This window comes from Buttiauxella sp. S19-1 (assembly GCF_022134725.1).
In the GTDB taxonomy this organism is placed as follows: domain Bacteria; phylum Pseudomonadota; class Gammaproteobacteria; order Enterobacterales; family Enterobacteriaceae; genus Buttiauxella; species Buttiauxella ferragutiae.
In genome coordinates, this window is record NZ_JAHWLU010000203.1 from 1 (window position 1) to 4,361 (window position 4,361).

7 protein-coding genes are annotated in these 4,361 nt (G+C 55.2%); all 7 read right to left on the reverse strand.

The window, feature by feature from the left end:
* A partial coding sequence (locus tag MES37_RS23680; RefSeq protein WP_237932757.1) for a primase-helicase zinc-binding domain-containing protein occupies positions 1-1,810 on the reverse strand: 1,810 nt, incomplete at its 3' end.
* 11 nt (positions 1,811-1,821) lie between these two features.
* Positions 1,822-2,145 carry a DUF5375 family protein gene (locus tag MES37_RS23685; protein WP_237932758.1) on the reverse strand — a complete coding sequence of 108 codons (324 nt, stop codon included), beginning with the start codon at positions 2,143-2,145 and terminating at the stop codon, positions 1,822-1,824.
* Entirely contained in the window at positions 2,142-2,399 is a 258-nt protein-coding gene (locus MES37_RS23690; RefSeq protein ID WP_121814411.1) for a hypothetical protein, read from the reverse strand. The genes MES37_RS23685 and MES37_RS23690 overlap by 4 nt, the downstream gene beginning before the upstream one ends.
* A gap of 69 nt (positions 2,400-2,468) precedes the next feature.
* Positions 2,469-2,906, reverse strand: a complete 438-nt coding sequence (locus MES37_RS23695; RefSeq protein WP_237932759.1) for a hypothetical protein — start codon at positions 2,904-2,906, stop codon at positions 2,469-2,471.
* 3 nt (positions 2,907-2,909) lie between these two features.
* A complete protein-coding gene (locus MES37_RS23700) occupies positions 2,910-3,209 on the reverse strand; it encodes a Derepression protein (RefSeq protein WP_237932760.1) in 300 nt (99 codons plus the stop codon).
* Positions 3,202-3,756, reverse strand: coding sequence for a host cell division inhibitor Icd-like protein (locus tag MES37_RS23705; RefSeq protein WP_237932761.1), 555 nt, complete (start codon positions 3,754-3,756; stop codon positions 3,202-3,204). Before MES37_RS23705 ends, MES37_RS23700 begins: the two co-directional genes overlap by 8 nt.
* Complete coding sequence (locus tag MES37_RS23710; RefSeq protein ID WP_237932762.1) at positions 3,753-4,019, reverse strand: helix-turn-helix transcriptional regulator; 267 nt, start codon at positions 4,017-4,019, stop codon at positions 3,753-3,755. Before MES37_RS23710 ends, MES37_RS23705 begins: the two co-directional genes overlap by 4 nt.
* Positions 4,020-4,361: the final 342 nt, after the last annotated feature.

Consider the following 4,361-nt stretch of genomic DNA (forward strand, 5'->3'; position numbering starts at 1 on the left):
CACCGCCGCTGCGGTCGGTAAAGCGCATCGGGTTGTTGTTCACTGCCAGTATCACCGCCGGGATATGGGTCGAATACGCATCACGGTATTTCGGGTCGACCGAGACCGCATCGCCGCCGGTGATGGCTTTGATCCCAGCACCGTCACCGCTCCATTTCTCCTGGTCAGGGAGAATAATCAGCGAGTAGCCAATTACCGCCGCACGTTCGCGGGATGATTCCAGTGTCTCGATGGTGGCTGAGGTGGTGTTGTCCTTCCCGGCGAGCATCGTCGCAATTTCGGCCATGATACTTTTCCCGCTGCCCCCTGGCCCGGTCACTTCGAGAAAGAGCTGCCAGTCGTAGCGGTTCGCCAGCACCATAAACAGGGCGGCGAGAATAATGTCGCGTTTCTGTGCGTTCCGTCCTGCGGCACGGTCGAGCCACTGCCAGAAATGGGGCGCATCACGCTCCAGCGTTTCACCGGCCACCGGCGGGGTGAAATCCACATCACATAAGGTTCTCAGCCAGTGCGTTTTGCTGTGCGGATTAAATATGCCGCTGGTCGTATCGAGTACGCCATTACGAAAACCGATTAAACGCCGTGCCGGGGCTTCGTGCTGCGCCAGTATCAGTTTCAGCGTATCGACCACCGCCGAGATTTTCCCCGACGAGAAGCCCGCGCCAATGTGCTGGAACAGTGCCGCCACATCGCGGGCAAACTGCGTGGATGGCAGCACCTTCCATGCACCGGCGTCATAACGGGAAATTATCTCGCCGTTCGGGTCAACGGCCAGCGCATGGCCGTAATGCTCAGAAACGCGCATCGCCTTTTCACTGGTACTCATGGCGGTAAATTCGGCCTCGCTCATTTGCTCAAACGGGCTGACCGCCGGTGCTTTTACCGCCTCCTGCAATGCGCTGCGGGTAGCTTCTTCCCCGTACTGCATAAATGCATCATTCCAGTCACCAAATACCGGCGGCAGAGCGACCACACCCTGACAGGCATTTGCGGCGGCTGCGGCTTTGGTCTGCCCGTCGCCGTTGAGGTCACGGTCGGCGGCAATGATGATTTGCTGTGCCGGGTGCCGTTCCCGGACAAGGCTTGCCAGAGAAAGGAGGTTCACGGACGAAAGCGCCACCAGAACGGTATCGCCGGTGAGCTGGTTTACCGTCAGGCCGGTGGCGTACCCTTCCACTAACCAGAGCCGTTTTGAGGCGGTGTTTTTGCCCTCGATGGTGTGGCAGGTGCCTTTCACCTGACCGCCTTTGAGCGTGCGCTTGGTGCCGCCGGTATTAATCAACTGGAGGTTAACCAGTTCCCCCTGAGTGGTGTGCAGCGGCACGATGACATCACCGGCGCGGTAAGTGATGGTTGCCACTTTGTGCGTGGTGGTCAGCACCTGACAGGCTCGCTGTGCTAACCCCTTGCGGGTGAGATAGGCATTGCCGGTGGCCGTGCGGCTGGTCTCAAATAAACGGGTAGCCAGTGCCGCCGCTTCCATCATGGTTTTCTCATTGTCCGGGGCGGTGGCGACTTCATCCGCTGGCACCGGCGGCAGATTGCCGGTCACGCTGTTGACCTGGCTTGCGGCCTCAGTGACAGACACCGCCAGCACTTTAGAGACCAGTGTCAGGCCGTCACCGGCTCCGCACTGGTTACAGTACCAGGTGCCACGCCCGTCCTTATCGTCGAAGCGGAAACGGTCTTTACCCTGGCACACCGGGCACGGCTGATGGCGGTTAAGCGCCACATTCACGCCCAGCGCCGGGAGGATCTGCGGCCACTGGCCTTTAGCGGCGTTCACGGCTTCGGTGACTTTCATGTTCATTGCTTATTTCCTTACGGCTGCGCCGGTTGCGTTAGGTGACGGGTGCAAAGTTCATCCATGACGGCCAGCCCGAGAAACGACAGCGCCGGTGTGGTTTTCAGTGCGCCGCTTTCCAGTAAATCCTCCAGTAACGCACAGGCAATTTCCCGGCCTTTCTCAAGTCCGTGCTGGCGCAGATAAAATCCCTCCAGCTCACCGGCAATGGCATCCTCCACCGCGCCGAGCGTGAGCTGTGGAAAGCGTTGCTGTTGCTGGCAGATATTGAGCCAGGCACAGGCCACGGTGCGACGGTAAAGCGCTGCGCGCAGAACGGGTGAAAGTGGCATTCTTTTCATTGGTTTTTCTCCGTTGTCATCCAGCTCATGTGGCAGCGTTCGACCACACCGTCGAGCTGCGTGGTCATCAGAAACAGCAGTGAAGCGAGTTGAGTTTGTTGCGCCGGGGGCTGGCTCAGTACGGTGCATTCCTGATGCTCCAGCAAATCACCGGCAAACTGGCCGACACGTAATAAATGTTCAAGGCAACGCAGGTCATCCAGCGTAATGGTGGCGTTAATTCCTGATGGTGTTACCGGCTGGCTGATATTCATGATTCGGTCTCCTTTGGGTGTGCGAAGCCCTGTGCAGGGGCGCACACAAAATATTGAAAGTGTTTTTAATTACAGATAATGGCGGTAACTGTTATCCGGTTCAGGGCGGGAAATATCACGCCACGAATACGCCACCGGTTTATTTTTAATAACCGGTCTGTTCTCCTCCGGATAAATATCAATATTCCTTTCACACCAACGCTGTAATACCGGGTCACTGGTTATTATTCTCAGCACGGTATAACGGTTTTCAGGGTTGCGCTTAAATAAGTCAGGACGAATACAGGTGAATTCCCGCAAAAAGCGCCCGAGCGGTATTTCAATCACCTGCCCGTCAGACTCAATACGAATAAGGATGGTGTAGGGTTTGCGGAACGGGTTCCAGACCATATCCGGGCAGCGGTAAGGCACATCCCATGGAATGCCATCGGCCAGAATGCCCACCACCGTCACAGCGGCATAAATATCCGTGCGGTATTTTTCACCCGGCTGAGGAAAATCAAACATGGTTTATTCCCCGCCGTTTATTTCAGTTAAACCGCTCTGCGACAAAAACTCCTGGCACAGCCCTTTCGCTTTTAATTCCTCCAGCACGAAACTGATGTCGTCATGGATATAGCTGAATATCTGCGGAATATAGAGCTGGTGTAAGCCGTTCATTTCCCGGCGCTGTAAATCACCGCCGACAAACTGCGATACGGCACTCGCGCGGTTGAGTTTGTGGTACGCCTCGATGCTCAGGTGAGCAGTAAAAGTGTTCTCGCTACCACGACGGGCTGAGACATTTTTAATGGGGGTTGCGTTATGCATGCGCCACCTCCGCAACGGGCAGACGGGCGGCAAAGGAAAGAATGTAATCACGGACAAGGGAAAGACGGGCGGCGTGCTCATCACCGGCAACGGTGCGGAGCATGGAAATGCGGCTGGTGCGTTCGGTACGACGAACGGCGGCAAAAACAAAGACGAACTGCGGGTGAGTCGGGGCGAGGGTCGAAGCCATAAGGGCAACCTCCATAGTTAGCTGAATACAGCCACCACCGGAGTTCCTACACTCATGGGTGGTAGCCCGGACGGGGGTAGGAATACCGGTAACTATGAGAACCGGCCAGCCCGAAAGCTGCCCCGCCCGGGCCACCATTATCTGACCTGAACCACAGTGTAAACACCATAGTTCAAAATATGGGTGTGCCTGAGCAACGACGTAAAAAAAGACGCATGGGGCGTCTGGTGTCGCCATAGTTAAACACGGGTTCCTACGCCCGGCTGCCGATTTTGCGACAGCGGAAAAACTATAACCGCAAACCTGGAAGGGATGCAAGCCAGGGAAAGGGGCTTTTTGAAAACGGGGCTGATTCATGCGTCACATCCCCGGTTACGTTCGGCGATACGTTCAGCCATCCACACGCTGACTTCTGACTGAAGCCAGGCGACATTTTTACCGCTGAGGGTGACCTGTGCCGGGAACGCATTACGGGCAATCAAATCGTAGAGGGTGGAGCGGGACAGGCCGCACTGGTGGATCACTTCCGGGAGGCGTAAAAAACGTTCGGTCACTGGGGCAGAAACAGTCGTCAGATGCGCGGCTGGCGCGGAAGATGGTGCGGAAAAAGCGGTGTGCATAAAGCTACCTTATAACAGTCCATAGAGATCCGGTCGTGTCCGTCCGGCTTCGGGTAGCTCTCTATTTTGTGAATATTTTCCCTCATTGCAACAAGGGGGATTTGTGTGAGGTGGAAAACAAAGTGGCTTATTTTTATACAAAAAAAGTTTGAATGGGGTTAAGTGGTCTTGAGTGGGGTTGAATGGTGATCCCTATACCCCTTTTGTTAATTTTAACTTTACTTATGCCTGATATTAATAGGAATAAACAATCAAAAGAAGTCCTGTACGTTTTTGCATCGGGTGAACAGTGGTGAACAGACGGTGAACAGTCAGACCTCGATTGTTCACCCTCTAATATAC

Coding starts and splice junctions, on each gene's coding strand:
- MES37_RS23690 (WP_121814411.1), bottom strand. CDS start 2,399: ATGAATATCAGCCAGCCGGTAACACCATCAGGAATTAACGCCACCATT.
- MES37_RS23695 (WP_237932759.1), bottom strand. CDS start 2,906: ATGTTTGATTTTCCTCAGCCGGGTGAAAAATACCGCACGGATATTTAT.
- MES37_RS23705 (WP_237932761.1), bottom strand. CDS start 3,756: ATGAATCAGCCCCGTTTTCAAAAAGCCCCTTTCCCTGGCTTGCATCCC.
- MES37_RS23710 (WP_237932762.1), bottom strand. CDS start 4,019: ATGCACACCGCTTTTTCCGCACCATCTTCCGCGCCAGCCGCGCATCTG.
- MES37_RS23685 (WP_237932758.1), bottom strand. CDS start 2,145: ATGAAAAGAATGCCACTTTCACCCGTTCTGCGCGCAGCGCTTTACCGT.
- MES37_RS23700 (WP_237932760.1), bottom strand. CDS start 3,209: ATGCATAACGCAACCCCCATTAAAAATGTCTCAGCCCGTCGTGGTAGC.